The 23,113-nt window shown below is 72.0% G+C and carries 25 protein-coding genes; 6 read left to right on the top strand and 19 right to left on the bottom strand.

Annotated features, from left to right (window positions below; translation table 11 throughout):
* Window positions 1-86: 86 nt before the first annotated feature.
* The 6 genes from HNR22_RS26050 to HNR22_RS26025 form a co-directional block, all read right to left on the bottom strand.
* Window positions 87-1,379, bottom strand: coding sequence for a phosphatidate cytidylyltransferase (locus HNR22_RS26050; RefSeq protein WP_179782557.1), 1,293 nt, complete (start codon window positions 1,377-1,379; stop codon window positions 87-89).
* 394 nt (window positions 1,380-1,773) lie between these two features.
* Entirely contained in the window at window positions 1,774-2,331 is a 558-nt protein-coding gene (frr, locus tag HNR22_RS26045) for a ribosome recycling factor (RefSeq protein WP_088946658.1), read from the bottom strand.
* 83 nt (window positions 2,332-2,414) lie between these two features.
* On the bottom strand, window positions 2,415-3,182 hold the full coding sequence (gene pyrH, locus HNR22_RS26040) for a UMP kinase (RefSeq protein ID WP_088946657.1): 768 nt from the start codon (window positions 3,180-3,182) through the stop codon (window positions 2,415-2,417).
* Between the two features lie 161 nt (window positions 3,183-3,343).
* Entirely contained in the window at window positions 3,344-4,171 is an 828-nt protein-coding gene (tsf, locus tag HNR22_RS26035; RefSeq protein WP_179782556.1) for a translation elongation factor Ts, read from the bottom strand.
* 133 nt (window positions 4,172-4,304) lie between these two features.
* Window positions 4,305-5,210 carry a 30S ribosomal protein S2 gene (rpsB, locus tag HNR22_RS26030; protein ID WP_179782555.1) on the bottom strand — a complete coding sequence of 302 codons (906 nt, stop codon included), beginning with the start codon at window positions 5,208-5,210 and terminating at the stop codon, window positions 4,305-4,307.
* Between the two features lie 399 nt (window positions 5,211-5,609).
* Complete coding sequence (locus HNR22_RS26025; RefSeq protein WP_218906708.1) at window positions 5,610-6,734, bottom strand: hypothetical protein; 1,125 nt, start codon at window positions 6,732-6,734, stop codon at window positions 5,610-5,612.
* 196 nt (window positions 6,735-6,930) lie between these two features.
* Here HNR22_RS26025 and HNR22_RS26020 point away from each other — a divergent pair, with 196 nt between their 5' ends.
* The 5 genes from HNR22_RS26020 (at window position 6,931) to HNR22_RS26000 (ending at window position 12,623) form a co-directional block, all read left to right on the top strand.
* The gene (locus HNR22_RS26020) at window positions 6,931-7,290 is read left to right on the top strand and encodes a YraN family protein (protein WP_179782553.1); all 360 of its coding nucleotides are present in this window, start codon (window positions 6,931-6,933) and stop codon (window positions 7,288-7,290) included.
* Between the two features lie 32 nt (window positions 7,291-7,322).
* Complete coding sequence (locus HNR22_RS26015) at window positions 7,323-8,843, top strand: YifB family Mg chelatase-like AAA ATPase (RefSeq protein WP_179782552.1); 1,521 nt, start codon at window positions 7,323-7,325, stop codon at window positions 8,841-8,843.
* Complete coding sequence (locus tag HNR22_RS26010; RefSeq protein WP_179782551.1) at window positions 8,840-10,051, top strand: DNA-processing protein DprA; 1,212 nt, start codon at window positions 8,840-8,842, stop codon at window positions 10,049-10,051. The genes HNR22_RS26015 and HNR22_RS26010 overlap by 4 nt, the downstream gene beginning before the upstream one ends.
* A 291-nt stretch (window positions 10,052-10,342) precedes the next feature.
* Window positions 10,343-11,398, top strand: a complete 1,056-nt coding sequence (locus HNR22_RS26005) for a tyrosine recombinase XerC (protein WP_179782550.1) — start codon at window positions 10,343-10,345, stop codon at window positions 11,396-11,398.
* Between the two features lie 43 nt (window positions 11,399-11,441).
* Entirely contained in the window at window positions 11,442-12,623 is a 1,182-nt protein-coding gene (locus HNR22_RS26000; RefSeq protein ID WP_179782549.1) for an aminotransferase class V-fold PLP-dependent enzyme, read from the top strand.
* Here the strand turns inward: HNR22_RS26000 and HNR22_RS25995 are convergent.
* Window positions 12,544-13,251: a peptidoglycan DD-metalloendopeptidase family protein gene (locus tag HNR22_RS25995; protein ID WP_179782548.1), complete on the bottom strand. Its 708-nt coding sequence runs from the start codon at window positions 13,249-13,251 to the stop codon at window positions 12,544-12,546. The genes HNR22_RS26000 and HNR22_RS25995 overlap by 80 nt on opposite strands.
* 255 nt (window positions 13,252-13,506) lie before the next feature.
* On the opposite strand from HNR22_RS25995, the gene HNR22_RS25990 reads away from it, so the two are divergent.
* Window positions 13,507-14,634 carry a sulfite oxidase gene (locus HNR22_RS25990; RefSeq protein WP_179782547.1) on the top strand — a complete coding sequence of 376 codons (1,128 nt, stop codon included), beginning with the start codon at window positions 13,507-13,509 and terminating at the stop codon, window positions 14,632-14,634.
* Window positions 14,635-14,697: 63 nt separating this feature from the next.
* Here the strand turns inward: HNR22_RS25990 and HNR22_RS25985 are convergent, their stop codons facing one another.
* The 12 genes from HNR22_RS25985 to proS form a co-directional block, all read right to left on the bottom strand.
* A complete protein-coding gene (locus HNR22_RS25985; protein WP_007075222.1) occupies window positions 14,698-15,021 on the bottom strand; it encodes a DUF2469 domain-containing protein in 324 nt (107 codons plus the stop codon).
* A complete protein-coding gene (locus tag HNR22_RS25980) occupies window positions 15,018-15,830 on the bottom strand; it encodes a ribonuclease HII (protein WP_088946626.1) in 813 nt (270 codons plus the stop codon). The genes HNR22_RS25985 and HNR22_RS25980 overlap by 4 nt, the downstream gene beginning before the upstream one ends.
* Window positions 15,824-16,309: an NUDIX domain-containing protein gene (locus HNR22_RS25975; protein ID WP_179782546.1), complete on the bottom strand. Its 486-nt coding sequence runs from the start codon at window positions 16,307-16,309 to the stop codon at window positions 15,824-15,826. Before HNR22_RS25975 ends, HNR22_RS25980 begins: the two co-directional genes overlap by 7 nt.
* A gap of 48 nt (window positions 16,310-16,357) precedes the next feature.
* On the bottom strand, window positions 16,358-16,993 hold the full coding sequence (gene lepB, locus HNR22_RS25970; RefSeq protein WP_179782545.1) for a signal peptidase I: 636 nt from the start codon (window positions 16,991-16,993) through the stop codon (window positions 16,358-16,360).
* A 10-nt stretch (window positions 16,994-17,003) separates the two neighbouring features.
* Window positions 17,004-17,873 carry a signal peptidase I gene (lepB, locus tag HNR22_RS25965; RefSeq protein WP_179782544.1) on the bottom strand — a complete coding sequence of 290 codons (870 nt, stop codon included), beginning with the start codon at window positions 17,871-17,873 and terminating at the stop codon, window positions 17,004-17,006.
* Between the two features lie 181 nt (window positions 17,874-18,054).
* A complete protein-coding gene (rplS, locus tag HNR22_RS25960; RefSeq protein ID WP_179782543.1) occupies window positions 18,055-18,411 on the bottom strand; it encodes a 50S ribosomal protein L19 in 357 nt (118 codons plus the stop codon).
* Window positions 18,412-18,553: 142 nt separating this feature from the next.
* Window positions 18,554-19,327, bottom strand: coding sequence for a tRNA (guanosine(37)-N1)-methyltransferase TrmD (gene trmD, locus HNR22_RS25955; protein ID WP_179782542.1), 774 nt, complete (start codon window positions 19,325-19,327; stop codon window positions 18,554-18,556).
* A 12-nt stretch (window positions 19,328-19,339) separates the two neighbouring features.
* Window positions 19,340-19,954 carry a ribosome maturation factor RimM gene (gene rimM, locus HNR22_RS25950; RefSeq protein ID WP_179782541.1) on the bottom strand — a complete coding sequence of 205 codons (615 nt, stop codon included), beginning with the start codon at window positions 19,952-19,954 and terminating at the stop codon, window positions 19,340-19,342.
* Window positions 19,954-20,214: an RNA-binding protein gene (locus HNR22_RS25945; RefSeq protein ID WP_172862164.1), complete on the bottom strand. Its 261-nt coding sequence runs from the start codon at window positions 20,212-20,214 to the stop codon at window positions 19,954-19,956. The genes rimM and HNR22_RS25945 overlap by 1 nt, the downstream gene beginning before the upstream one ends.
* Window positions 20,189-20,692, bottom strand: a complete 504-nt coding sequence (gene rpsP / locus HNR22_RS25940; protein ID WP_179782540.1) for a 30S ribosomal protein S16 — start codon at window positions 20,690-20,692, stop codon at window positions 20,189-20,191. The genes HNR22_RS25945 and rpsP overlap by 26 nt, the downstream gene beginning before the upstream one ends.
* 229 nt (window positions 20,693-20,921) lie before the next feature.
* Window positions 20,922-21,569, bottom strand: coding sequence for a DUF402 domain-containing protein (locus tag HNR22_RS25935; RefSeq protein ID WP_179782539.1), 648 nt, complete (start codon window positions 21,567-21,569; stop codon window positions 20,922-20,924).
* A gap of 82 nt (window positions 21,570-21,651) precedes the next feature.
* Complete coding sequence (gene proS, locus HNR22_RS25930) at window positions 21,652-23,058, bottom strand: proline--tRNA ligase (protein ID WP_179782538.1); 1,407 nt, start codon at window positions 23,056-23,058, stop codon at window positions 21,652-21,654.
* Between the last annotated feature and the right edge of the window lie 55 nt (window positions 23,059-23,113).

Genomic DNA, 23,113 nt, shown 5'->3' with positions numbered 1-23,113 from the left:
ACGCCGTCGGCGGCAGGTGCCGGTCCGGAGGTGTCGAACGAGCGGCGACCGCCGCAGCCAGATGACCGGAACGCCGTGATCATGCCTCAGTTCACCACCGGCACGAAGATGGCCAGCAGCAGGTAGGCCGTCGGCACCGCGAACAGGATCGAGTCCAGCCGGTCCATCAGACCGCCATGGCCAGGCAGCAGGTTGCTCATGTCCTTGACGCCGAGATCCCGCTTGATCATCGACTCGGCCAGGTCGCCGAGGACCGCCGCGCAGGAGACGGCCACCCCGAACACCGCACCCCACCAGGGTGCCACCTCGAACATCAGCCACAACAGCAGCGCACTGCCGAGGGCCGCCGCCGTGACCGAGCCGGCGAAGCCCTCCCAGGACTTCTTCGGGCTGATCGACGGGGCCATCGGGTGTCGCCCGAAGGAGACGCCGGCCGCGTACCCGCCGGTGTCGGAGAGGACCACCGCGATCAGCGTGGCCAGGATTCGCAGCGGGCCGTCGTCGGGAGCCGCCGCCAGCAACGCCGCGAACCCGGCGAGGAACGGCACGTAGACCGCGATCAGGGTGGCGGCGGTGAGATCCCGCTGGAAGCCGGCCGGCCCGTCACCCAGCCGCCAGATCATGGTGCCCAGCACGGTGACCAGCAGCCCCAGGCTGAGCGCGTCCGGGCCGGCGAACCAGGCCAGGCCCACGGTCAGCACGCCACCGGCGATCAACGGCACCAACGGCGGGTGCGCGCCGCTGCGCCGGACCGCCCGGGCCATCTCCCACATGCCGATGGCGACCGCACCGGCGAGCACCGCCAGGAACGCCAGCGGGTAGAACACCAGCGGCACCACGATCAACGCGCCGAGGCCGAGCCCCACGCCGATCGCCGCCGGGAGGTTGCGGCCGGCCCGACCGGTGCCCAACTGCTGGGTGGCCGGTCGATCGACACTGGCCCGGCGTCGGCCCTTCGTGCGCCGACCGGACGGTGGCTCCGGCTCGGTCACCGGCTCCGGGTCCGGAGCGATCTCGGCCCCGATGGGCGCGAGCTGCGCGGTCGGGTAACCGGCGTCGTCGTCGTAGCGGACCGGTCCGTCGAACGGCGGGCCGTCGTAACGGCCGGGCTCGTCGTACCGGCCAGGCTCGTCGTGCCGCTCCGGGTCACCGTGGCGGGTCGAGGCGTCGTCCGGGCGTACGGTCCGGCCGCGCTCGTCGTACGGGTTCGGGTCCGCGTACGGCCGGGTGTGCGGGTCGGCGTACAGCTCAGGGCCGGCCGTGGGACGGCGGCTCCACTGGCCGGCGTCCAGGTCCTGCTCGGGCCAGGGCAGTGCCACTGGGCGCTCGGGGCGGTCCCAGCCGCGAGGCTCGCTGCCGTAGGGGTCGGGGTGGGACATCACGCACCGCGACGGGGCGCGAGAACCACCACATGACGCAAGACCACAAGCATCCCCTACACGCGCGATGTTCCTCCGATTGACCGCCCCGACGGTCGGTCGATTCCCGGTGTTCACCGCCCGGTGGCCGGGAATCCTGCCGAGCCTACTGCACCCGCCGGATCGGCACGGCGGACGAGGCAGGGCGACCGGCATCGCCCCTGGCCGGCGGGCCGTCGCCGAGCGATACCACCCGTCCGGTACGCAGAGAAGCAGCCACCGATCCGACTCGTCTCCTGCACGATCCGGGACTGAGCCGGAAACGTTGGGATCCCCTGCTGACGTACGACACGAGGCCCGGCCCCCGGCGGGGGTCGGGCCTCGGCGCCATCTCACCCGAACGACGGGCGGACGGTCACACCTCGAGCAGCTCGGTTTCCTTGTGCTTCACCAGGTCGTCGATGCTGGCGACGTAGCGCTGGGTCAGGTCGTCGAGTTCCTTCTCGGCGCGGCGACCGTCGTCCTCGCCTGCCTCACCGTCCTTGACGATGCGGTCCAGCTCTTCCTTGCCACGGCGGCGGACGTTGCGGATCGCCACCTTGGCCTCCTCGCCCTTGTGCCGGGCCACCTTGATCATGTCGCGGCGGCGCTCCTCGGTCATCTGCGGGAGCAGGATGCGCAACTGGTTGCCCTCGTTGTTCGGGTTCACCCCGAGGTCCGAGTCGCGGATCGCCTTCTCCATCGCATTGATCTGCGAGTTGTCGTACGGCTTGATGATGGCCATCCGCGGCTCGGGAACCGCGATGGACGCCATCTGGGTCAGCGGCGTGGGCGTGCCGTAGTAGTCGATGATGACCTTGGAGAACATGGCGGCGTTGGCGCGACCGGTACGGATGGCGCCGAACTCCTCCTTGGCGTGCTCAACCGCACGCTCCATCTTTTCCTCGGCCTCGAGGAGGGTGTCGTCGATCACCGGTCTCCTCGCCTCCTTCTGTGCTCGTGGTGGGCTCTGCTGAAAGTCGTCAGGACCGCCGCCGCCATCGCCGTCGGCGGGGCTCAGGCGGTGATCAGGGTGCCGATCTTGTCGCCACCCACCGCGCGGATGATGGTGTCGTCACCCTGCGCGCCGAAGACCAGCATCGGCAGGCCGTTCTCCATGCAGAGGCTGAACGCCGCCGCGTCGGCCACCCGCAGGTTGCGGCGCAGCGCCTCGGAGAAGGTGATCGAGTCGAGCTTGCTGGCGGTGGGATCGATCCGCGGGTCGGCGGTGTAGACGCCGTCCACGCCGTTCTTGCTCATCAGCACCACGTCGGCCCGGATCTCCAGAGCCCGCTGGGCGGCCACCGTGTCGGTGGAGAAGTACGGCATCCCGGCGCCAGCGCCGAAGATGACCACACGCCCCTTCTCCAGGTGCCGGATCGCCCGCAGGGGGATGTACGGCTCGGCGACCTGAGCCATCGTGATGGCGCTCTGCACCCGCGTCTCGATGCCTTCCTTCTCCAGGAAGTCCTGCAACGCGAGGCAGTTCATCACGGTGCCGAGCATGCCCATGTAGTCGGCGCGGGCCCGGTCCATCCCGCGCTTCTGCAGCTCCGCGCCGCGGAAGAAGTTGCCGCCGCCGACCACCACGGAGACCTGCACGCCGCGACGGACCACGGTGGCGATCTGCCGGGCGATGGCCTGGACGACGTCCGGGTCGACGCCGATCGCGCCGCCGCCGAACACCTCACCGGAGAGCTTCAGCACCACCCGGCGGGCGCGTCCCGGCGGCGGTGCCGTCGGATCGTCCACCGCCAGCGTCCGGTCACTCACAACCTGCGTCATCCGCCCCGCCCTTCCCCACGCGCACGCCCCGTGCGGCGCGTACCGCGAACCTGCCGCTGCCGACCCTATGTGACAAGGAGGCCGCGGTGCCTGTCACGTACACCGGCGGCCTCCTCGTCGACGTCTTCTGCCCACGGGCGCCCACGGCGCCCGGTGACGGCTCAGGCCTGGCCGACCTCGAACCGCACGAAGCGGGTGACCTCGATGCCAGCCTCGGCCAGCATCTGCTTCACCGACTTCTTGTTGTCAGCGACGGACGACTGCTCGACCAGGACGAAGTCCTTGAAGAACGAGTTCACCCGACCCTCGATGATCTTCGGCAGGGCCGCCTCGGGCTTGTTCTCCTCGCGGGCGGTCTGCTCGGCGATGCGCCGCTCGGACTCGACGACCTCAGCCGGAACCTCGTCCCGGGTCAGGTACTTCGGCCGCATCGCGGCGATCTGCATGGCCACACCACGGGCGTCGGCGTCACCCGCCTCGTCGGTCTTACCGGTGTACGACACCAGCACACCAACGGCCGGCGGCAGGTCCTGGGCCTTGCGGTGCAGGTAGACGGCGGTGGTGCCCTCGACCCGGGCGAACCGGTTGAGCACCAGCTTCTCGCCGATCTTGGCCGACTGCTCCTGGATCAGGTCCGCGACGACCTTGCCGTCGAGCTCGGTGGCGAGCAGCTCCTCGGCGGTGTTCACGCCGACGCGCTCGCCGTGCTCGACCAGCTGCTGGGCCAGCGCGATGAACGACTCGGTCTTCGCGACGAAGTCGGTCTCGCAGTTGAGCTCGAGCAGCGCCTTGCCGGAGTGGGCGACCAGGCCGTTGGCGGCCGTACGACCGGCCCGCTTGCCGACGTCCTTGGCGCCCTTGACGCGCAGGATCTCGATGGCCTTGTCGAAGTCGCCCTCGGCCTCGGTCAGCGCCTTCTTGCTGTCCATCATGCCGGCGCCGGTGAGGTCGCGGAGCTTCTTGACGTCCGCGGCGGTGATTTGGGACATGGCTCTCTCTTCGGTGTTGAGACGGCGTGTGGATGGTCAGAGGTGACGGTTACCCGGATCCGGGCGGATCGTGCCCGGCGTACCGTCGCTGCCCACCGTTCGCGAAAACGGACGGTGGGCAGCGACGGTGCGATCACTCCGCGGTCGCGGCCGCCGGCTGCTCGGTGGCGGCCTGCGCCGGCTGCTCCGGGGTGGCGGCGGGCTGCTCGGCGGCGGCAGCGGCGGGCTGCTCGGCCGGGGCGGCCGACTCGTCGGCCTTCTTCGGCTCCAGCAGCTCGCGCTCCCACTCGGTCAGCGGCTCGTCGCTCGCGACACCCTCGGGCTTCTCGTCGTTGCCCCGGCGACGGCCGGAACGCGCGATCAGACCATCCGCGACGGCGGCGGCAACGACCTTGGTCAGCAGCTCGGCCGAGCGGATCGCGTCGTCGTTGCCCGGGATCGGGAAGTCGACCTCGTCCGGGTCACAGTTGGTGTCCAGCACCGCGATCACCGGGATGCCCAGCTTGCGGGCCTCGTCGACGGCGATGTGCTCCTTCTTGGTGTCGACGATCCACACCGCGGCGGGAAGCTTCTGCATGTCCCGCAGACCACCGAGGGTGCGGGTCAGCTTGATCTTCTCGCGGGAGAGCTGCAGGGTCTCCTTCTTGGTGTAACCGGCGGCGGTGCCGCTGAGGTCACCCAGACCCTCCAGCTCCTTCATGCGCTGGAGCCGCTTGTACACCGTCTGGAAGTTGGTCAGCATGCCACCGAGCCAGCGGTGGTTGACGTACGGCTGGCCGACCCGGGTCGCCTGCTCGGCAATCGCCTCCTGGGCCTGCTTCTTGGTGCCGACGAACAGGATGCTGCCACCCTCGGCGACGGTCCCACGCACGAACTCGTACGCCTTCTCGATGTACTCGAGGGTCTGGCGCAGGTCGATGATGTAGATGCCGTTGCGCTCGGTCATGATGAAGCGCTTCATCTTCGGGTTCCAGCGCCGGGTCTGGTGCCCGAAGTGGACACCGCTCTCCAGCAGCTGGCGCATGGTCACGACGGCCATGGTTGGGGTACTCCTCAAGATCCCTGGTTGTCACGCCCGGCCGGTGGCCGGGCGTCCTGGCGCCTGGTCGCCGACCCATGGTGGACCCGATCAAGATCGGGACCAGGGAGGCCGTCGCTCCACGACGATTCGTGAAGAGGGCGCGCGAGGTCGACCGCACGAGGCGGTCGCCAGTTGGCCAGTGTACGCCCCTCGCCCGTTCAGCCGCCCCGGGGTGCGAAGTGCGTGGCCAGCACGGCGGGCGCGCCGCCCCGTGGTGACCAAACACGCGCTCGGCGATGATCGACTCGGTTTCCTGAAAACCGCGGCTTCGGGCTGACCCGGACACCGCGACTTCGTGAAAACCGAGTCGATCAAGACGCGGTAGGCAGGGTGGGCGGGCGGGCGGCGCTCGACGGGTCAGCCGGCAGCGAGCGCGGCGGCGAGGAAGAGCACCAGTCCGACGGTCAGGTAGGCCGTGGGCGGGCGGAGCCACCCCCGACCACCGTCGGAGAGCGCCAGACCGCCGGTCCGGAGCCCGTAGAGCCCGGTCGCGAAGATCGGCAGCCCGGCGACCAGGGCGATACCCACCACCACGTTCCCGGCGTCCACCGGGTCGCCGGTCACGCCCGCCAGCAGCACCCGCAGCGCCGGGATCTCGAAGATCAACACCAGCAGCGCGAAGAGTACGGCCAGCACCGGCCGGCGGGTCCGGTAGACGCCGTCAGCCACCGGGGGGTACGTCGACGGCTCCGTCGCGGGCAGGTCCGGGCGGGGGCCGATCCCCGGCATCGGCCCGGTCGGCATCTCCAGCGGGTGTGGCGTGTCGCCGCCCCGACTCGGCTCGATGATCGGGTAGCCAGCCAGCGGGGCGGGACGCACCTGGTCGGCGAGCACAGCAGCGGACGTGTCGGACGCCGGCAGGGCGTCGCGGGTGGCCTCCGGCAGGCCGGTGGTCAGCGGGGAACCAAGCCCGGTCGACTCCCGGGCGGCCCGTCGACCGGGCAGTTCACCGGAGACCTCCGACGGATCCCGGTCAGCCCTCCGCGAGCGGGTCGCCCGGTAACCGTCCGCTTCCGGCCGTACGTCACCCAGCGGGTCGACCGCGCGGAACCGTCCCGATTCGGGCTCACTCGCGCCGAACCGGCCAGGCTGGGCATCCACGACACCGAATCGACCCGAGTCCGGTTCGGGCGCGCCGAAGCGGCCGGCATCCACGGCGCTGAGCCGACCCGAGTCCGACTCAGGCGTACCGAAGCGGCCCGCGTCCACCGCGCTCAGCCGACCCGAATCCGACTCAGGCGTACCGAAGCGGCCGCTCGCATCGACGGCGCCGAAGCGACCGGAGTCCGACTCCCGGCGGCGGCCGACGCCGGTGTCCTCGACGGAGCGGCCCTCGTCGGGGCCGCGCTGCTCGGGAACCTCGGTGTCCCGGTACCGCGATTCGCCCGCGCCCCGCCACTCCGACTCGCCGTAACCGCGACCCCGCTCATCGGGGTACCAGCGCGACTCCTGATCTTCCGGAAAGCTCCGTCGTCCGTCCACGTCAGGCACCGTATGCGACCGGCAGCCGGCGCGCCATCTGGCCCCAGCTCAGCAACACCGCAGGCGCAACCTGTCCAGGATGTCGCCGTAGCACATCCGGGCATGATCGTCCGGTTGTCCACAGGACACCCGTCGTCCACAGCTGGGCCGTAACCGGGGTCGCGAAACGCTCCTTCCGGCGAGCACCGTGCCGGCCATGACGAAGCGGAACCAGGCGGTCGGCGCGTACGGCGAGCGGTGTGCCGCCCGGCACCTGACCGAGGCAGGGCTGCGCCCGATCGCCCGAAACTGGCGCTGCGCGGCCGGGGAGATCGACATCATCGCCTGGGACGGGCCGGTGCTCGCCTTCTGCGAGGTGAAGACCCGCCGGGGCGACGACTTCGGCACCCCGGCCGAGGCGGTCGTGCCGGCCAAGGCGCGCCGGCTGCGGGGGCTCGCCGCCCGTTGGCTGACCGAGACCGGCACGATCGCCGAGGAGGTGCGTTTCGACGTGCTGTCGGTGCGGCTGCCCGACGCCGGCCCGGCGCAGGTCGACCACCTCAAGGGCGCGTTCTGACATGCCCGCTCTCAAGGATCGGTGAGGGCGCCATGAGCTACGCCAAGGTGCTCTGTGTGGGTCTGGTCGGGGTGACCGGTCACCTGGTCGAGGTGGAGGCCGACCTGGCCGCCGGCCTGCCGGCGGTGGTGATCTCCGGGCTACCGGACACCGCCCTGCACGAGGCCCGCGACCGCGTCCGCGCCGCCGTGGTCAACTCCGGCCAACGCTGGCCCAACCGGCGGATCACCCTCAACCTGCTGCCCGCCACGCTGCCGAAGTTCGGCTCGGCCTTCGATCTCGCCATCGCCGCGGCGCTACTGGGCGGCTCGGGTGAACTGCCGCTGCTTCCCCTGGAGGGGGTCGTGGTCCTCGGCGAGTTGGGGCTCGACGGGACGGTCCGACCGGTGCGCGGCGTGCTCCCGATGGTCGCCGCCGCGGCCCAGGCCGGCGTCGGGCGGGTGATCGTGCCGGTCGGCAACGCCGCCGAGGCCGCGGTCATCCCGGGGGTACGGGTGCGAGCGGTGGACAACCTGCACCGGCTGGTCGCCTTCGTTCGCGACGGCACTCCGCTGATCGAGCCTCCGACGGCCGTCCCGGCACCGCTGGCCGACGGACCGGATCTCGCTGATGTCGCCGGGCAGCAGTTGGGTCGACGCGCATTGGAGGTCGCCGCCGCCGGCGGGCATCACGTGGCCCTGCTCGGCCCTCCGGGTGCCGGCAAGACGATGCTGGCCGAACGACTGCCGTCGATCCTGCCCGAGCTGGACGACGACGCGGCGCTGGAGGTCACGGCGCTGCACTCGATTGCCGGGCTGCTGCCGCCGGGTGGCCGGTTGCTGCGTCGCCCGCCGTTCCAGGCGCCGCACCACACCGCGACCGTGCCGTCGCTGGTCGGTGGAGGCTCGGGGCTGGCCCGGCCCGGCGCGGTGTCGTTGGCGCACCGCGGGGTGCTGTTCCTGGACGAGGCCCCCGAGTTCAGCAAGGGCGCGTTGGAGGCCCTGCGCCAACCACTGGAAAACGGTCGCATCCAGCTGAGTCGCAGCGGGGGCGGCACCGTGTACCCGGCCCGGACCCAACTGGTGCTTGCCGCCAATCCGTGCCCGTGTGCGAAGCCGTCCGGCGATGCGCACTGCGAGTGCACAGCGCTGGTCCGCCGCCGCTACCTGGGCCGGCTCTCCGGGCCGTTGCTCGACCGGATCGACGTACAGGTTCGGCTGATGCCGGTGCGGGCGGCGGAGTTGCTGGCACCCGACGGCGACACCGAGCCGTCGGCCACGGTCGCCGCCCGGGTGGCAACGGCCCGGCAGGCGGCGGCCACCCGCTGGGCCGGTCTCGGCCGGCGCATGAACGCCGAGGTGGACGGCCCGCACCTGCGTCGACCGCCGTGGCGGTTGCCCGCTCGGGTCACCGCCGAACTGCGGGGCCGGCTCGACTCCGGCTCGCTGTCGGCGCGCGGCTTCGACCGGGTCATTCGCATGGCCTGGACCATCGCTGACCTGGACGGCCGGGATCGGCCGGACCTGGACGACGTGCGGGAAGCGATCCAACTCCGGACGGGAGAAGCGACATGAGCGCCGACGACGAACAGCGGCTGGCCCGGGTCGCGCTGACCTGGCTGGCCGAGCCGGGCACCCGTGCGGTGCACCGACTGGTTGACCGGCACGGCCCGGCGGCGACCCTGGACCTGCTGCTCGACGGCGGCAGCCCGGACGGTTGGCTGCACAGCACGGTGGCCGCCCGGACGGCGGCCGGCGACGCCCGGGCGGTGGCGGCTGAGGCGCTGGAGCGCGCGGACCGGCTCGGAGCACGCCTGGTCACGCCGGACGACGAGGAGTGGCCGGCCCAGGTGGCTGTCCTCGCCAACCTGCATCTGCCGGACGTCACCCGCCGGGTGGACGTGGAGACCGCACCGCCGCTCTGCTTCTGGGTACGCGGGAGCTGGCCGTTGGGCGAGGCCCTGGATCGTTCGGTGGCCGTGGTCGGGGCGCGGGCGGCCACCGGCTACGGGCAGCACGTCGCGACCGAGCTGGGTTATGGGCTTGCCGAGCGGGACTGGACGGTCGTGTCCGGTGGCGCGTTCGGCATCGACGCCGCCGCCCACCGGGGTGCCCTCAACGCGGGCGGCCTGACCGTCGCGGTGCTCGCCTGCGGTCTGGACCGGCCGTACCCGATGGGCAACGCGGCACTCTTCGACCGGGTCGCCGACACCGGGTTGCTGGTCAGCGAGTGGCCGCCCGGCGCCGAACCGCTGCGGCCCCGGTTTCTGATCCGCAACCGGGTGATCGCCGCAGGCACCCGGGGCACCGTCCTGGTGGAGGCGTCGGCACGCAGTGGCGCGACGCAGACCGCGCGGCGAGCCATCTACACCAACCGGGTGGCCATGGTGGTGCCTGGGCCGGTGACCTCGGCAATGTCCGTCGGCGCGCACGACTTCCTCCGCGAGTTCCCCAAGGCTCGGCTGGTCACCGGGTTGGCGCACGTCCTTGAGGAGGTGGGCCGGATCGGCGCGGACCTGGCTCCGTTGACGCGCGGCCCGCAGCGGCCCGCCGACGCGCTCGACGACGACGCGCGGTCACTGCTGGAGGCGCTGCCGCGGCGAGGGGCGATGGGCGTGGACCGCCTCGCCGCCCGCGCGGGTGTCGACGTACGGACCGCGTTGCGCAAGCTGTCTCTCCTGGAGGAGTTGTCCATGGTGGTCCGTCGCGACGGTGGTTACGCCCTCATCCCGCCCTCCCGACCGAAGCGCACGACGGCGGCGACGACGTCCGGGTCGACCTGAGGGCGCCAACGCGGGGCGTCGTGCTGTCGCTCCTACCGGTACGGTGCCCGGTCATGGGTGCTGTCAAGCCGTGGCACATCACCGTGCTGTGCTGTCTCTTCACGTCCGCCGTGCTCATTGCCGGCCTGGTGGTGGTGATCAAAAGGTCCAACCGGCGATAGTCGAGGCCCGACGAACACCGGCACCGTGGGGGCCGGTGACCCTCGTCGCTCGGCCGTAGGCTGGTGCCGTGCCAGCTGCCAGTGAAGGTGCCGGGGCCGATGGACCGCTCCGCGAGCCGGCGCGGCCACGATGAGCCGGCCGGACCGGGGCACCCGGGCGATGCACCAGGCACTACCGCCCGAGCTGCGTGAGGCCGTCGACGACTTCGCCGAGCACCTGTCCCGGGTGCGTAACCGGTCGGCGCACACCGTCCGCGCGTATGTCACCGATCTCGTCTCGCTGCTCGACCACGCCGTCCGGATGGGCTGCGTCGACCTGGCCGAGCTGGACCTGTCGGTGCTGCGCAGCTGGCTGGCGAAGCAACGCACCACCGGTGCGGCCCGCACCTCACTGGCCCGCCGGGCCGCGTCGGCACGGGCGTTCAGCGCGTGGGCCCACCGCGCCGGGCTGCTCTCCGCCGACGTCGGTGCGGCGCTGGCGAGTCCGCGTGCGCACCGCGAGCTGCCCAGCGTTCTACGCGTCGACCAGGCCGCCGCACTGGTCGAGGCGCCGGCCCGGCAGGCACCGCCCGTGGGTCGAGCTCCCACCGACCCTCCGGTGCGGCCGGCGCCCGTAAGGCCAGCCCCCACCGACCCACCCACCGGGCCGACACCGGGCGCAGCGCAGACGGCTGAGACCGAGGCCGTGCCGCTGCGTGACCGGGTGCTGCTGGAGCTGCTCTACGCCACCGGTGTACGGGTCAGCGAGGCGTGCGGGTTGGACGTCGGGGACGTCGACCACGGCCGGCGGGTGATCCGGGTGTTCGGCAAGGGCGGACGGGAGCGCGCAGTGCCGTACGGGGTGCCCGCGCAGAGGACGTTGGACGACTGGCTGCGCCGGGGTCGTCCGGCGTTGGTGAGTGCCCGCTCCGGGGACGCGCTGTTGTTGGGTGCCAGGGGTGGCCGGCTCAACCCGACGACGGCGCGTCAGATCGTCGGTGCGTACGCCGAGGCCGTCGGCCTGCCCCGGACGAGCCCGCACGGTCTGCGCCACTCGGCGGCCACCCACCTCCTGGAGGGCGGCGCGGACCTGCGGGCCGTGCAGGAGCTGCTCGGCCACGCGTCGTTGGCCAGCACACAGATCTACACGCACGTCTCGGTGGAGCGGCTGCGTGCCGCCTACCGTCAGGCCCACCCACGCGCCTGATCAAGGGCCGGAGGGCGGGGGCCCCGGCGGTTACGATCATCAAGTGAGCGTCCCGCAGCCCCCTGAACCCATTCCGGGCGCCCGCCTGCTCTTCTCCCTGGACCCGGCGGTCAGCCACCTCAACCACGGCTCGTTCGGCGCGGTCCCGATCGGGGTGCAGCGAGCCCAGCAGCGGCTGCGTGACGAGATGGAAGCCAACCCGCTGCGCTTCTTCACCCAGGGCCTGGTCGATCGGATCGCGCACACCCGCCGGCACCTCGCCGGGTTCCTGGGCGCCGACCCCGACGGCAGCGCCCTGGTGGGCAACACCACGACCGGCGTCGCCGTCGTGCTCCAGTCGCTGGGCCTGCAACCCGGCGACGAGGTGCTCAGCACCGACCACGGGTACGGGGCGGTGAGCCTGGCCATCCAGCGCGAGTGCCGTCGCACCGGAGCGGTCAGCCGGGTGCTGCCGATCCCGCTGGCCGCGAGCGACGAGCAGCTCGTGCAGATCATCCGCGCCGGCCTGCGCCCCGGGCGGACCCGGGTGCTCGTCGTCGACCAGCTCACCTCGGCCACGGCCAGGCTCTTCCCGGCCGCCGCGATCGTCGGGGTGGCCCGCGAGCACGGCGTACCGGTCCTGGTTGACGCCGCACACGCCCCGGGGATGCTGGCCACGACGGTGGCCAGCATCGGCGCCGACTTCTGGGTGGGCAACCTGCACAAGTGGGCGTACGCCCCGCGCGGGACCGCCCTGCTGGCGGTGGCACCGCAGTGGCGGGACCGGATCGAGCCGCTGGTGGTGTCCTGGGAACAGGAGTCTGGTTTCCCGGCCCGGGTCGAGTGGCAGGCGACCCTCGACTACACGTCCTGGCTGGCCGCTCCGGCGGGCCTGTTCACGCTGCGCAGTCTCGGCGTCGACCGGGTGCGGGCGCACAACGCCGCGCTCGCCGCGTACGGCCAGCGGGTGGTCGGGGACGCGCTGGGGGTGCCTCCCGCCCAACTGCCCGACCCCGGCAGGCCGGGGGTGTCTCTGCGCCTCATCCCGTTGCCGGCCGGCATGGCCGTCACCATCGACGAGGCGCGGGCGTTGCAGGCGCGGATCGGCGAACGGCTCGCCGCCGAGGTGGCGGTGATGAGCTGGAACGGCCGTGGGTGGTTGCGCCTCACCGGTCAGGTCTACAACACCGCCGACGAGTACGAGCGGCTGGCCGTGCGACTGCCGGCGCTGCTCGCCCAGCGCTGACCTTCCGTGCGGCCCCATGGACCGGCAGCGGGGGGCCGGCGCCATTGACCGGCAGCAGTCGCACCGGGCCGAGGCCGAGCAGTGCCAGCGGGTCCAGATAGTCCGTGCCCCGGCGCAGGCCCCAGTGCAGGCACGCCGCGGCCGGGCAACCCGGGTGTCCGGGCAGCAGCTCGCCCAGCGGCGTGCCGGCGGTGACCTGCTGGCCGGGACGTACGGCGGGTCGGACCGGCTCGTGGGTGGTGCGCAGCCCGTCGGAGTGCCCCACGGTGATCACCGGTCGCCCGGCCACCAGGCCGGCGAAGAGCACGGTGCCCGGACCGGCGCTGCGGATCACCGTTCCGGCCGGCGCGGCCAGGTCGACGCCCCGGTGACCGGGCAGCCACGGCCGGGGCGGCGGGTCGAATCGGCGTACCGGACGAGGCGGTCCGTCGACCGGCCAGCGGAACCGCCCGGCGGGCTCCGGGGCGGACGGCAGGGCCGCCGCGACCGGCACGGTCGGCGTCGGTGGTTCGCGGGGCGTCGCCGCGACCAACCCGCAGAGCTGGACGATCAGCGCGAGGGCAAGCGCGGCGCGGAGCAGCCCGGCATGGCGGACCGGGCCGATGCGCGGGACGGATGGGGGTCGCATGACGGCAGCCTCCGGCCGGAGCCGGGTCGTCCGCCAGCCCGGCCTGCGGACCTGTGGACAACCGGACGTCCTGTGGACGACCGCCCAGCGATGCCGAGGATCTGCTACACGCGGGGGTTGGTGATGCTGCGTTGTTCCTCTCCGCCCCCGCGGACCTCACCCCACCGTCCCCCGGTCCGTGTTCGTGCTGCCAGGGAGGGCCTAGGCTGGTCCGCGTACGGCGGGTGCCGCCGTTTGGACCGGGGAGGCCCAGGCATGACCACTGTCGATGACCGGACGCCGACGGTGGCCGACGTGAGCGGCCCGTCCCGGCTCGCGGAGCCGGACGAGGCGATCAGCGCCGAGGAGTTGCAGCTCGCCGCCCGCAACCACGGCATCCCGTTGGAGGCGCTGCGCTACGACGTCACCCCGGCCGGGCTGCACTACCTGCTGATCCACTACGACATCCCGGACGTCGACCCGGTGGCGCACACGCTGACCATCGGCGGCGCGGTGGACCGCCCGCTGACGGTCACCCTCGCCGACCTGCGTGAGCGACCACGGGTCACCCGGCAGGTGACCCTGGAGTGCGCCGGCAACGGGCGGGCCCTGCTGCACCCCCGGCCGGTCAGCCAGCCCTGGCTGGTCGAGGCGGTCGGCAACGCCGAGTGGACCGGCACCCCCCTCGCTCCGCTGCTGCGGGAGGCGGGCCTCGGGCCGGACGCGGTGGACGTGGTCTTCACCGGTGCCGATCACGGCGTCGAGCGCGGGGTCGAGCAGGACTACCAGCGGGCCCTTTCGGTCGCCGACGCGCTGCGCGAGGAGGTGCTGCTGGCGTACGAGATGAACGGCGCTCCCCTGCTCCCGCAGCACGGCGCCCCGCTTCGGCTGATCGTGCCCGGCTGGTACGGCATGGCGCACGTGAAGTGGCTCCAGTCGGTCGAGATCCGCACCGAGCCGTTCGAGGGCTATCAGAACGCCGTCGCGTACCGGGTTCGCACCGACGCCGACGACCCGGGCGTTCCGGTCACCCGGATCGAACCCCGCGCGCTGGTCCGCCCGCCCGGCTTCCCCGATTTCATGTCCCGCCGCCGGGTGCTGCGGCCCGGGCCGTGCACGGTGGACGGTCGGGCCTGGTCGGGGCACGCGCCGGTGGTCTCCGTGGAGGTCACCACCGACGGTGGGCAGAGCTGGGCGCCGGCCGAGCTGGACCCGGCGGACGGCGGCGACTTCGCCTGGCGGCGGTGGCGCTACGAGTGGTCCGCCACCCCGGGCCGGCACGTGCTCGGTGCCCGGGCGACCGACGCGTCGGGGCGCACCCAGCCGGTCGAGCAGCCGTGGAACCGTGGCGGCTTCGCCAACAACCTTGTGCAGCGGGTCGAGGTCGTGGTGCCGGCCGAGTGATCGGCGGCGGGGGTCACACCGCGGGTGGGGGGCCCGTGGTGCGGCCGGCCGGCGTGGGTGCGGTCAGCCGCCGAAGCCGGAGTCGGCGGGCAGCGAGATGTCGGGCTTCTCCAACTCCTCGACGTTGACGTCCTTGAAGGTCATCACCCGGACGTTCTTCACGAAGCGGGCAGGACGGTACATGTCCCACACCCAGGCGTCGTGCATCTCGACCTCGAAGTAGACCTCGCCGTCGGAGTTGCGCACGTGCAGGTCGACCTGGTTGGCCAGGTAGAACCGGCGTTCCGTCTCCACCACGTACGAGAATTGGCGGACAATGTCGCGGTACTCCCGGTAGAGCTGCAGCTCCATCTCGGTCTCGTACTTCTCGAGATCTTCCGCGCTCATCGCACTCCGCCTTCCATGGCCACATCTTCCCCCACCGGCGCCGGAGGCCGAGGCTGCTCGCCCAACGCCACGCCGACGGTACCCCCTGACGCCCAGGAGCGCTCCATCGGCTCTTCCAGCGCGTGGCCGCCGGGCCGTCGGGCCCGCGGCGGCCGGCCGTCGCGGCCGGAGACCGCGGCGACATTGACGTACGAGAACCGGTGCTCCCGGCACGGCCCGTGCTCCCGCAGCGCAGCGGAGTGCTCCGGGGTGATGTAACCCTTGTGCTCGGCGAAGCCGTACGCCGGGAACACCCCGTCGAGCTCCACCATGATCCGGTCCCGGGTGACCTTGGCGAGCACGCTGGCCGCCGCCACACACGCCGCGACCCGGTCACCCTTCCACACCGCCAGACCGGGCACGCCCAGCCCGTCCACGCCGAAGCCGTCGGTCAGCACGTACTCCGGGCGGGTGGTGAGGGAGGCGAGCGCCCGTCGCATCGCCGCCAGGTTGCACACGTGCAGCCCCCGGGCGTCGACCTCGTCCGCGGGGATGACCACAACGGCGTACGCCAAAGCCCTGTCCACCACCTCCGCGTACACCCGTTCCCGGCTCGCCGGGGTGAGCAGCTTCGAGTCGGCCAGCCCCTCGATCTCGCCGCGCCGCCCCTCGGGCAGCACCGCCGCGGCGGCAACCAGCGGACCGGCACACGCGCCCCGGCCCGCCTCGTCCGCGCCGGCGACGTGCCGGAAGCCGCGCCGCTGGAGCGCTCGTTCCAGGGCGTACAGGCCGGCCTCGCGGCGCACGACAGTGCGCGGCGGGGTCAGCACGACGCCTCGCCCTGGCCCGCGCCGGTCGGCTGCCCCAGCCGGGTCAGCAGGACGGGCAGCTCGGGGGGATAGAACCGCTCACCGCTGACCGCCAGCTCGGCGGGAAGCCACCAGCGGTGATCGGCGATGCTGCGCTGCTCGATGTCGTTGAAGCCCGTGGTGTCCACCTGCCAGGACTGCACCCGGAAAAGAAAGAAGTCCTGTTCCTGGCGGTACCAGGTGCCGTCGAACGTGAACTCGGTCGTGTCGCACCAGACCGGCTCGCCCAACTCGGCCGGGTCGAGCCGCAACCCGGTCTCCTCGGCCAGCTCCCGTGCCGCGCCGGCTGCCGGGGACTCCGCCGGGTCGAGCCCACCGCCGGGGGTGAACCAGTAGCGGTGCCCTGGTCGGGCCGGGTCGAAGCCCTCGAACAGCAGGACCCGGCCGGCCGCGTCGACGAGCAGCACGCGTGCGGCGCGTCGAGGGGTGTAGACGGTCACCGCCCCAGCCTGCCAGACCGGCGGCGGATCGCCCACGCCCCGGGCGGCCTACGGCTTGGGAATGCCGTCGAACTGATCGGGCACGGTCAGCCAGGTGGCCCGACTCACCGGCCAGAAGACGGTGAACGCCCGACCGACGACGTCGTCCTCGGGGATCGTGGCCTCGGTGATGTTCTGCCCGGACTGCTGCCAGTGCTCCAGGGAGTCGCCGGAAGCCGAGCGGTGGTCGCCCATCACCCACAGCCGGCCCTTCGGCACGGTGATGTCGAACTCCTGGTCGGCGGGCTTGTCGCGGATCCCGTCCATCGAGAAGATGTACGGCTCGTCCAACGACTTGCCGTTGATCATCAGCCGTTCCTGCGGGTCGCAGCAGACCACGTGGTCACCGGGGACGCCGATCACCCGCTTGATGAAGTCCTCACCGTCGGGGTTGCCGCTCCAGGCGGTCGGAGCCTTGAACACGATCACCTCGCCGCGGTGCGGCGATCGGAAGTCGTAGACCAGCTTGTTGACCAGCACCCGGTCGTCGATCTTGAGAGTGTTCTCCATGGACGGGGACGGGATGAAGAAGGTCTGCAGCACGAAGGCGCGGACCAGCACCGCGACCAGGATCGCCACACCCAGCAGGATCGGCAGCTCCTTCCAGAAGGAGCTGCGCGGCTTGTCGGTCTGCTCGTCAATCACGCCAAGGAGCCTACGTTGCCGAACTGGACGCCACCGACCGGAACGCGCGGGAACCACGCAGTGCGGCTACCAACGGGAGTATCAGCAGCACACCGCCCTGCGGGGTCGGTTGCACCGGGGGTGCGCCGGGGGACGCCGTCGCCGGCGCGGACACGTCGGCGAACGTCGACGGCACCGACAGCGAGGTCCACCGCGAGGAGGGCCAGACCACGATGAAGGCCCGGCCGACCACGTTGTCGATCGGCACCGGGCCCTGGCAGCGTGCATCCTGCGAGACCTCGCGGTGGTCACCCATCACGAAGATCTGACCGGGCGGTACGACGACCTCGTCGAAGCGCCGGGAGCGGCACTCCGCCGGGTTGGGCGGCAGGTCCAGCGGGGAGTCCCGCAGCACGTACGGCTCGTTGAGCGGCGTGCCGTTGACGGTCACCCGACCCTGGCTGTCGCAGCACTTGACCCGGTCGCCGGGGAGACCGATCACCCGCTTGATGAAGTCCTTCTCGCCGGGGCGACTCACCCCGACCAGGTCACCGACGGTGCGGGTGAGCTTGCCGGCGACGCCGGGCGCCGGCTGTTCGTCGACCTGCGGCGCCCAGCGGTCGGTGCCCCGGAAGACCACCACCTCACCGCGTTGCGGGTCGCGGACGTCGTAGACGACCTTGTTGACCAGCACCCGGTCCCCGATGAGGAGCGTGTCCTCCATCGAGCTGGACGGGATGAAGAACGCCTGGAGCAGGAAGGTGCGGATCAGCACCGCGAGGCAGAACGCGACCACCAGCAGCAGCGGGAGCTCCTGCCAGAGGGGCATCTGGCGGCGGGTACGGCGAGCCCGCCGGCGCCACGGATCGACGGTGCCGTCCTCGTCAAGCGTCTGCACCACGCCACTCCCCGGTCCACAGAAGCACTACCGCCCGGGAGCCTCGACGAGGCTCCACGGGCGGTAGTGGACGACTGCCCGCCGCTTGGGCGGGGCCGCCGCCGCGCTGCGCCCGTACGACCAGGGTAGTGCGGTCTGGTCGGTACGGCATACGCACAGCTCGGGCGGCGTGGTGAGCGGGAAGTCAGCTGGGCTGCTTCTCCCGCTTCTCCTTGATCTTGGCCTTCTTGCCGCGCAGCTCGCGCAGGTAGTAGAGCTTGGCGCGGCGCACGGCGCCGCGGGTCACGACCTCGATCCGGTCGATGCCCGGGCCGTTGATCGGGTAGGTCCGCTCGACGCCGACGCCGAAGCTGACCTTGCGGACCGAGAAGGTCTCGCGCAGACCGTCACCCTGGCGGCGGATCACGACGCCCTGGAAGATCTGGACACGGGACCGGTTGCCCTCGACGACGCGGGCGTGCACCTTGACGGTGTCACCGGCCCGGAAGTCGGGAAGGTCGGTCCGCTTCGACTGGGCGTCAAGGGCGTCCAGGATGTTCATCGCTGCGTCCTCGTAAGGCTCACGGCGCACCGTCACTCGGTGCGCGGGTGGGTGATTCTGATCCCCGGGTGGTGTCGGCGGGCCGACCCTGGTCGGGGATCCTCGCAGCCGCCCGCGGGCGCGGACGGATGCGGCAACCCCCCTACTTTGCCACATCCCCCGGCGGCAGCTGAAATCCGGCCTGGTCCAGTGCCGCGATGTCCCGTTTGTCGAGCCGATCGGCGGGCAGCGCGGCGAGCAGGTCCGGGCGACGGGCGGCGGTGCGCAGCAGACCCTCCTCGCGCCGCCAACGGGCGATCCTGCCGTGGTCACCGGAGCGGAGCACCTCCGGCACGTCGTGCCCACGCCAGCTCGGCGGCTTGGTGTAGATCGGTGCCTCCAGCAGCCCGTGCGCGTGCGACTCCTCGTCCAGCGAACCCGCGTTGCCCAGCACCCCCGGCAGCAACCGGGTGACCGCCTCCAGCATCACCAGCACCGCGACCTCGCCGCCGAAGAGCACGTAGTCACCGAGCGAGACCTCGGTGACCGGCATCCGGGTGGCGGCGTGCGCCAGAACGCGTTGGTCGATGCCCTCGTACCGGCCGCAGGCGAAGAGCAGATGCGACTCGGCGGCCAGCTCGTGAGCCATGGCCTGGGTGAACGGGGCACCGGCCGGCGACGGCACCAGCAACCGGGGTGGCGGGGCCTCGGTCGGCGCGAGCGCGTCCAGCGCCTCACCCCACGGCTCCGGACGCATCACCATGCCCGGCCCGCCGCCGTAGGGAGTGTCGTCGACAGTGCGGTGCACGTCGTGGGTCCAGGTTCGCAGGTCGTGCACGGCAAGCTGGAGTACGCCGCTGGCCCGCGCCCGCCCGATCAGCGACAGGTCGAGCGGGGCGAAGTATTCCGGAAAGATCGACACGACGTCGACGCGCATAGCGGGGTGATCCTAGAGGTCGAGCAGTCCGGCCGGCGGGTCGACGATCACACGTCCACCGGCCAGGTCGACCTCCGGGACGATCGCCCGGACGAACGGGATCAACGCGGTACGCCCCTCGGGGCGCCGCAGCACCAGCAGATCCGAGGAGGGCGCGTGGTCGATGCGGGCAACCTCGCCCAACCGCTCACCGGTCGGGGTGACCACGGCCAGCCCGACGAGCTGGTGGTCGTGGAACTCCTCCGGGTCGTCCGGCGGGGTCACATCGGCGCTGTCCACCACGAGCAGGGTGCCGCGCAGCGCCTCGGCGGTGTTGCGGTCCGGGATTCCAGCGAACGCGATCAGCACCCGGCCCTGGTGGAAGCGGGCTTCCTCGATGGTCAGCTCCGCCGGAACCCGGAACGGAACGCCGGGCTCGTCCGCCGTGTCGGGCGACGGGGGTGTCGCCCCCGGCTCAGTGCGCAGCACGGTGCTGCGCGGGGCTGTGGTCGGGGGCGTCGCCCCCGGCTCAGTGCGCAGCACTGCGCCGGGGGCGAACCGTGCTTCGGGCTCGTCGGTCCGCACTTCCACGGTGACCTCACCGCGGACACCGTGCGGCTTGCCGATCCTGCCAACGACGAGCTGCATCAGTACGAGTCGACGATGTCGACGCGTACCCCGCGCCCGCCGATGGAGCCGATCACCTGGCGCAGCGCCTTGGCGGTCCGGCCGGACCGCCCGATCACCGTGCCGAGGTCCTCGGGGTGCACGCGGACTTCGAGCCGCTTGCCCCGACGGGAATCGACCATCCGCACCCGGACGTCGTCCGGGTGGTCGACGATGCCCTTGACCAGGTGCTCCAACGCCGGACGCAGAGGCATGTCAGGCCTGCTCACCGGCGTCGGCAGCGGCGGCCGGAGCCTCAGCCTTCGGAGCCTCGGCCGGAGCCTCGGTCTTCGGAGCCTCAGCCTTGGGCGCCTCGGCCGGAGCCTCAGCGGTCTTGGCGGCCTTCTTGGCCGGCTTGGCCGGCGTCTCCGGGGCGAGCCCGGCGGCGGCCTTCGCCTCAGCTTCGTACGCAGCCTTGCGGTCGGCCCGCTCGGGGGCGACCAGAAGCGGCGGCGGGGCCGGCAGGCCCTTGTACTTCTGCCAGTCACCGGTCAGCTCCAGCAGCCGCTGAACCGCCTCGCTCGGCTGAGCGCCGACGGACAGCCAGTACTGGACCCGCTCCGACTTGACCTCGATGATCGAAGGGTCTTCCTTCGGCTGGTAAACCCCGACGAACTCGATCGCCCGACCGTCACGCTTGGTGCGCGAGTCGGCGATGACGATGCGGTACTGCGGGTTGCGGATCTTGCCCATCCGCAGGAGCCGGATCTTTACGGCCACAGTTGTTTCGCTCCTGTTGCGATCTCACCGGCCCGTGCGGGCGGTGTGCATGGGTGAGCGCCGACCGGACCCGTGGGGTTGGGCCGGAGACTACTCGGTGGACTAGCGACGTGCCCGGGTTAGAGGGCGCCGGACGCGCGCCGGATACCAGCGACCCATTCTGCCAGATCCGATGCCGATCGCACGCATCGGACCCGGACACCGCGTCACCGGTGACGCGGGACACCTCTCAGCGCACCGGCGGACGGTCCCATCCCGGCGGAAGTTCATCCGGTACGTCCCAGTCTGACGGGGGCGTGAAGTCGCACCAGGTGCCGTCGAACGGGAACTCGCCGGCCGCGGCGAGCGCGATCACCCGCTCCCCCTCGGCGCGGACCGCCTTCTCGTCGGTCACCCAGTAGTCGTCGCCGAAGGCGAGCCGCTCGACGAACTCGTCCTCGTCCTTCCAGTCCCAGCTGAGGTCCGGTCGCACCACCACGTCCAGGTCCTGGTCCACCACGTCGACACCGGCCACCGGACCGTCGTCCCAGCGGACACCGGGTTCCTCCAGGTTGACGTACCAGTTGGCGAACCGGCCCTGCGCGTCGCGGAACCACCAGACGGAGTGCGCCGCCCCGGTGGGCAGGAACTTCAGCAGCGGCGGCCCGTTCCAGCGCCCGTGCGCCATCCGGTACGACGACGAGATCCACTGGGCGAACGGCATCGCCCGCATCCCCAGCCCGGCCTCGGTCACCTCGTGGGCCACCGGGGAGTCCCGGGCGATCCACACCAGCAGACCCCGGTCGTCGTCGCTGACCACGCGGCCCGGCCGGACCCACCCGATCCGACCGTGCCGCACGTTCCGATGCATGATCAGCCGACCTGGCTCGAAGCGCACCGCACCCGCCTCTGGGTTGTTCTTCCTCTGCCGCCGGCGTGGAGAAGGATGCCCATCGCGCCGGACCAGGCGTCCCTACACCTCAGTAGGCGCGGGCGAGGATGGCGACCAGGTCGGGCTCGTCCTCGGAGTCCGGTACCGAGCCGTCGGCGCGCAGCAGGCAGCGCACCGTGACGCCCTGACCGTTCGCCTCGGCCTCGCCGGCCACGCCGACCGCCGACCACGGCACCCGGGCCCAGCCGTTCGCGGCGGCCTCGATCGCCTCAGCCAGCGTGGCGACCTCCACCGTGCGCGACTCGCGGTTGGCCAACGCCTGGTCGTGCAGCACCTGCTGGTCCGTCTCCAGCGCGGCCAGCACCGCTGCGACCACGTCGGCCACCGGCGTCGGGGACTTCGAGCCGTCGGTGCGGCGCACCACCGTCGCGTTGCCCACGGCCAGGTCCCGGGGGCCGACCTCGACGCGTACCGGATAGCCACGCAGCTCGGCGTCGACGGCCCGGCGGCCGAAGGCGGTGTCGGTCCGGTCGTCGAGCGCGACCCGGACACCGGCGTCACGCAGGCCGTCGCGCAGCTTGGCCGCCGCCTCGGCGACGCCCTCGCCGTCCTTGACGATCATGACGTACGCCTGGATCGGCGCCAGCCTCGGCGGCACGCGCAGACCGTTGTCGTCGCCGTGCGCCATGATCAGGCCACCCAGCATCCGGGTGGACGTGCCCCAGGAGGTGGTCCAGGCGTGCTCCCGGCCGCCCTCCTTGGAGGAGTAGCTGATGTCGAACGCCTTGGCGAAGTTCTGACCCAGCTCGTGGCTGGTGCCCAACTGCAGCGCCTTGCCGTCACCCATCATGCCTTCACAGGTGTACGTGGCCGTCGCGCCGGCGAACCGCTCACGGGCCGTCTTCAGGCCCACCACCACCGGAATGCCGATGACGTTGACCATCAGGTCCTCGTACGCCTCGTGCAGGATCTTCCGCGCGTACGCCCTGGCGTCCTCGCGGGTGGCGTGCGCGGTGTGCCCCTCCTGCCAGAGGAACTCGCTGGTACGCAGGAAGATGCGCGGGCGCAGCTCCCACCGGACCACGTTCGCCCACTGGTTGAGCAGCAGCGGCAGGTCCCGGTACGAGTCGATCCACTTGGCCATGAACTCGCCGATCACCGTCTCGCTGGTGGGGCGCACCACCACCGGCTCGGCGAGCGGCTTGCCACCACCGTGGGTGACCACGGCGAGCTCCGGCGAGAAGCCCTCGACGTGCTGGGCCTCACGCTTGAGGTAGCTCTCCGGGATGAAGAGCGGGAAGTACGCGTTCTCCGCACCCGCCGCCTTGATCCGGGCGTCCATCTCGGCCTGCATACGCTCCCAGATGGCGTAGCCGGCCGGTCGGATGACCATGGTGCCGCGAACCGGGCCGTTGTCGGCCAGCTTTGCCTTGGCGATCAGGTCTTGGTACCAGCGGGGGAAATCCTCCGCACGGGGAGTGAGCACGCGTGCCATGACCGCACATCCTATGCGTCAGGCGGGGGGACACCGCGCCCGGGAGCCGCAGCGC

Source organism: Micromonospora jinlongensis (assembly GCF_013410645.1).
Lineage (GTDB): Bacteria > Actinomycetota > Actinomycetes > Mycobacteriales > Micromonosporaceae > Micromonospora > Micromonospora zamorensis.
Note: the sequence above shows the minus strand (reverse complement) of the source record. Positions and strands in the feature narration are given on the sequence as shown.

Coding starts and splice junctions, on each gene's coding strand:
- HNR22_RS26050 (WP_179782557.1), bottom strand. CDS start 1,379: ATGTCCCACCCCGACCCCTACGGCAGCGAGCCTCGCGGCTGGGACCGC.
- pyrH (WP_088946657.1), bottom strand. CDS start 3,182: ATGACGCAGGTTGTGAGTGACCGGACGCTGGCGGTGGACGATCCGACG.
- tsf (WP_179782556.1), bottom strand. CDS start 4,171: ATGTCCCAAATCACCGCCGCGGACGTCAAGAAGCTCCGCGACCTCACC.
- rpsB (WP_179782555.1), bottom strand. CDS start 5,210: ATGGCCGTCGTGACCATGCGCCAGCTGCTGGAGAGCGGTGTCCACTTC.
- HNR22_RS26020 (WP_179782553.1), top strand. CDS start 6,931: ATGACGAAGCGGAACCAGGCGGTCGGCGCGTACGGCGAGCGGTGTGCC.
- HNR22_RS26015 (WP_179782552.1), top strand. CDS start 7,323: ATGAGCTACGCCAAGGTGCTCTGTGTGGGTCTGGTCGGGGTGACCGGT.
- HNR22_RS26010 (WP_179782551.1), top strand. CDS start 8,840: ATGAGCGCCGACGACGAACAGCGGCTGGCCCGGGTCGCGCTGACCTGG.
- HNR22_RS26005 (WP_179782550.1), top strand. CDS start 10,343: ATGAGCCGGCCGGACCGGGGCACCCGGGCGATGCACCAGGCACTACCG.
- HNR22_RS25995 (WP_179782548.1), bottom strand. CDS start 13,251: ATGCGACCCCCATCCGTCCCGCGCATCGGCCCGGTCCGCCATGCCGGG.
- HNR22_RS25990 (WP_179782547.1), top strand. CDS start 13,507: ATGACCACTGTCGATGACCGGACGCCGACGGTGGCCGACGTGAGCGGC.
- HNR22_RS25985 (WP_007075222.1), bottom strand. CDS start 15,021: ATGAGCGCGGAAGATCTCGAGAAGTACGAGACCGAGATGGAGCTGCAG.
- rplS (WP_179782543.1), bottom strand. CDS start 18,411: ATGAACATCCTGGACGCCCTTGACGCCCAGTCGAAGCGGACCGACCTT.
- trmD (WP_179782542.1), bottom strand. CDS start 19,327: ATGCGCGTCGACGTCGTGTCGATCTTTCCGGAATACTTCGCCCCGCTC.
- rimM (WP_179782541.1), bottom strand. CDS start 19,954: ATGCAGCTCGTCGTTGGCAGGATCGGCAAGCCGCACGGTGTCCGCGGT.
- proS (WP_179782538.1), bottom strand. CDS start 23,058: ATGGCACGCGTGCTCACTCCCCGTGCGGAGGATTTCCCCCGCTGGTAC.